The 3,472-nt window shown below is 60.0% G+C and carries 5 protein-coding genes and 1 tRNA gene; 4 read left to right on the top strand and 2 right to left on the bottom strand.

Annotated elements, in window-relative coordinates:
• Window positions 1-174: 174 nt before the first annotated feature.
• Window positions 175-681 carry a xanthine phosphoribosyltransferase gene (gpt, locus tag WBB85_RS18075; RefSeq protein WP_432639986.1) on the bottom strand — a complete coding sequence of 169 codons (507 nt, stop codon included), beginning with the start codon at window positions 679-681 and terminating at the stop codon, window positions 175-177.
• 4 nt (window positions 682-685) lie between these two features.
• Window positions 686-1,507: an enoyl-ACP reductase FabI gene (gene fabI / locus WBB85_RS18070; RefSeq protein ID WP_432639985.1), complete on the bottom strand. Its 822-nt coding sequence runs from the start codon at window positions 1,505-1,507 to the stop codon at window positions 686-688.
• Window positions 1,508-1,646: 139 nt separating this feature from the next.
• Here fabI and pdxH point away from each other — a divergent pair, with 139 nt between their 5' ends.
• The 4 genes from pdxH (at window position 1,647) to WBB85_RS18050 (ending at window position 3,472) form a co-directional block, all read left to right on the top strand.
• The gene (gene pdxH, locus WBB85_RS18065) at window positions 1,647-2,252 is read left to right on the top strand and encodes a pyridoxamine 5'-phosphate oxidase (protein ID WP_432639984.1); all 606 of its coding nucleotides are present in this window, start codon (window positions 1,647-1,649) and stop codon (window positions 2,250-2,252) included.
• A 99-nt stretch (window positions 2,253-2,351) separates the two neighbouring features.
• Window positions 2,352-2,885, top strand: a complete 534-nt coding sequence (locus WBB85_RS18060; protein WP_432639983.1) for a cold-shock protein — start codon at window positions 2,352-2,354, stop codon at window positions 2,883-2,885.
• A complete protein-coding gene (locus tag WBB85_RS18055) occupies window positions 2,882-3,349 on the top strand; it encodes a DUF192 domain-containing protein (protein WP_432639982.1) in 468 nt (155 codons plus the stop codon). Before WBB85_RS18060 ends, WBB85_RS18055 begins: the two co-directional genes overlap by 4 nt.
• A gap of 46 nt (window positions 3,350-3,395) precedes the next feature.
• Window positions 3,396-3,472 (top strand) — tRNA-Pro (locus WBB85_RS18050).

Below are 3,472 nucleotides of genomic sequence, written 5' to 3'. Positions count from 1 at the left end.
CCGCTCAGGCGGAAAACTCACCCCCTCCAGCCAGCGTCGCGCCTCCATCACCGGGGGCAGGAAGGTCGCGGCAATGTCGGGGTTCAGGGGCAGTGTCATCTGTTTCCTTCCCCGGCTTCCACTTGGGCCAAATATCCCCGCCGGAGGCATCCGCCGCGTTCGGCAGATGACCGGTCAGTCCGACCCACGATAGGGCTGGACATATTGCAGCGCCATATCCCACGGGAAAAAGATCCAGGTGTCCTGGCTGACCTCGGTGATGAAGCTGTCGACCATCTCGCGCCCCTCGGGCTTGGCATAGACAGTGGCGAAATGCGCCTTGGGAAAGAGGTTGCGCACCAGTTCCAGCGTCTTGCCGGTATCGACAAGGTCGTCGACGATCAGCACGCCTTCGCCCTGATCGCCCATGATATCGGCCTGCGGTGCCTTGATCACGCGCGGCATTGTCTGGTCCTGATGGTTGTAGGATTTGACCGAGATCGTATCGACGACACGGATATCGAGCTCGCGGCTGACGATCATTGCAGGCGCCATGCCGCCGCGGGTGATCGCCACGACAGCGCGCCAGTCACCATTCTCGGGGCCCTTGCCGTCCAGCCGCCAGGCCAGCGCGCGGGCATCGCGATGAAGCTGGTCCCAGGAGACGTGAAAGCCTTTTTCATGCGGTAGCCGGTCGGTCATCGCCCTACTCCTTGCGCCCCGTCACTGCATCGATATCGGGGGCATCGACCGCCTTCATGCCGACAAGGTGATAGCCGCAATCGACGTGATGGGTTTCACCCGTGACGCCCGAGCCGAGATCGGAGAGGAGATAGAGCGCCGACTTGCCGACATCCTCCTGGCTGACATTGCGCCGCAGGGGTGAGTTCAGTTCGTTCCATTTCAGGATATAGCGGAAATCACCGATGCCGCTGGCGGCCAGCGTCTTGATCGGCCCGGCCGAGATCGCGTTACAGCGGATACCGTCCTTGCCCAGATCCTCGGCGATGTAGCGCACCGATGCCTCAAGCGCTGCCTTGGCCACGCCCATAACATTGTAGTGAGGCATGACCCGCTCTGCGCCGTAATAGGTCAGCGTCAGCAGGCTGCCGCCATCGGGCATCATCGCGGCTGCCCGCTGGCAGACGGCGGTAAAGGAATAGACCGAGATATCCATCGTCATCTGGAAATTTGCGGCACTTGTGTCGACGTAGCGGCCGCGCAGCTCGTTCTTGTCGGATAAGCCGATGGCGTGGACGACGAAGTCGAGCTTGCCCCAAACCTTCTGCAGATGCGCGAACAAGGCATCAAGCGAGGCCGGGTCAGAGACGTCGCATTCCACGATTTCGGTCGCACCCACTTGCGCGGCCAGCGGTTCGACGCGCTTTTTCAACGCCTCACCCTGATAAGAAAAGGCCAGTTCGGCGCCGTGATCGGCGCAGGCCTTGGCGATCCCCCAGGCAATAGACTTGTCATTCGCAAGTCCCATGATCAGACCACGCTTGCCGGCCATCAATTCGGTCGCCATTTCCGTCCCCGTGCACTTTCTAACTGAGTGCCGAAGCATTAGGCTAAGTTCCGTGATGCTTCAAGGGCAGCGGGCGCGTCCGTGTCGGAGTTGACCTTACGGCTTGCAACCGGGCATTGCAGATGCGAGAGAACGTCTGATGAGCGACAGAACGGGCATATTTTCCGGGTCGGACCCATTCGCGATCGCACGCGACTGGCTGGCTGCGGCGGAACCGGTGGAACCGAACGACCCGAACGCCATCGCCTTGGCCACGGTCGATGCGGATGGGTTGCCCAATGTGCGTATAGTCCTACTAAAAGAGATTGAAGCTGACGCTTTTCTCTTTTACACGAATTATGGATCAGCCAAAGGGCGGGAAATCGCCGATGCCGGAAAAGCGGCTTTTGTGATGCATTGGAAGTCGCTTCGCAGGCAGATACGTGTGAGAGGCATTACCAGTCGTGAAGAGGGGTCGATAGCGGACGAGTATTTCGCTTCCAGGTCTCTGAAAAGCCGGCTCGGCGCCTGGGCGTCGCAGCAGTCAGAGCCGCTTTCTTCACGGGCCGCGTTGGTGGCTGAGGTGGCACGAGTGACGGCAGCCAAGGGTGTATCGCCCGCAAGGCCGCCATTCTGGGGTGGATTCAGGCTGAGACCGCTTGAAATCGAGTTCTGGGCGGATGGTGCTTTTCGCCTACACGATCGGTTCCGTTGGCAACGCGCCACGATAGCTGATGAATGGGCGATCACGCGGCTGAATCCTTGACGTGAATTGTCGGGTAGTGGGTGTTAGAGTTCGCCAACATGCTTGAAACCGGCGTCCCCATCGTGTCAGGTCGGGGGCGTCGGAAATAGGAAACGCGCGATGACAGAACAAGAACAGGACCAGCACGAGGTTATGGGCCGCGTGAAATGGTTCGACCCGGCGAAAGGATTCGGCTTTGTCGTCGTCGACAATGACGGCGGCGATATCCTTTTGCATGCGAACGTTCTTCGCAATTTCGGGCAAAGCTCTGTTGCTGACAACGCGCGGATACTTGTGGTGGTGCAACAGACCTCTCGCGGGGCGCAAGCTGTCGAAGTGCGTGAAATTCTTCCTCCCGATGATGAAGACATTTCCCCGATACAGGATCTGGGGGAAACCGACGCGGCTACGATTGCGGCATTGCCGCTGGAACCCGCACGGGTCAAATGGTTTGATAAGACAAAGGGTTTCGGCTTTGGGAACGTCTATGGACGGCCCGAGGATGTGTTTATCCATGTCGAGGTTCTGCGACGTTCGGGCTTTGCTGACCTTCAGCCCGGCGAGGCGGTGTGCCTTCGGGTGATCGAGGGCAAGCGTGGACGCATGGCCGCCCAGGTCGTGTCGTGGGAAGCGGCACTCAGAGACAAGAAATGAAAACCGTATTCGCCGCCGCGGTTGCGATGCTGTTCCTCTCCGGGCCGGTGGCCGCCGGATGCAGCGAAGGACTGGCCGAACTCCGTTGGGATGGCGGATCTGCGCGATTCGCCGTCGAGATTGCCGATGACGGTGCAGAGCGTGCTCAGGGCCTGATGAACCGGACCACCTTGCCATCTGGCGCAGGGATGCTGTTCATTTATGAACAGCCGCAGACTGTCGCGTTCTGGATGAAGAACACGCTGATTCCACTGGATATGATCTTTGTCGGTGCCGATGGGCGGGTAAACGGCGTGCATGCGAATGCTGTGCCGGGGGATCTGACGGCCATTCCCGGCCCGCCAGAGACTTTGATGGTGCTTGAGATCAATGGCGGTCTTGCAGAACGGCTCGGTCTGACCGAAGGCGCAGAGTTGCGTCACCCGGCTTTGGACCAGAACGCTGCTCTTTGGCCCTGTTCCTGACCTTGCCTCTTTCCCTTCCCGCGACAAGCGGCTAGAGACGGCATGTCGGGGCGTAGCGCAGCCTGGTAGCGCGACGGTTTTGGGTACCGTAGGTCGGAAGTTCGAATCTTCTCGCCCCGACCA

Source organism: Albidovulum sp. (assembly GCF_049646345.1).
Taxonomy (GTDB): Bacteria; Pseudomonadota; Alphaproteobacteria; order Rhodobacterales; family Rhodobacteraceae; genus Albidovulum.
Note: the sequence above shows the minus strand (reverse complement) of the source record. Positions and strands in the feature narration are given on the sequence as shown.

Coding starts and splice junctions, on each gene's coding strand:
- gpt (WP_432639986.1), bottom strand. CDS start 681: ATGACCGACCGGCTACCGCATGAAAAAGGCTTTCACGTCTCCTGGGAC.
- WBB85_RS18060 (WP_432639983.1), top strand. CDS start 2,352: ATGACAGAACAAGAACAGGACCAGCACGAGGTTATGGGCCGCGTGAAA.
- WBB85_RS18055 (WP_432639982.1), top strand. CDS start 2,882: ATGAAAACCGTATTCGCCGCCGCGGTTGCGATGCTGTTCCTCTCCGGG.
- pdxH (WP_432639984.1), top strand. CDS start 1,647: ATGAGCGACAGAACGGGCATATTTTCCGGGTCGGACCCATTCGCGATC.
- fabI (WP_432639985.1), bottom strand. CDS start 1,507: ATGGCGACCGAATTGATGGCCGGCAAGCGTGGTCTGATCATGGGACTT.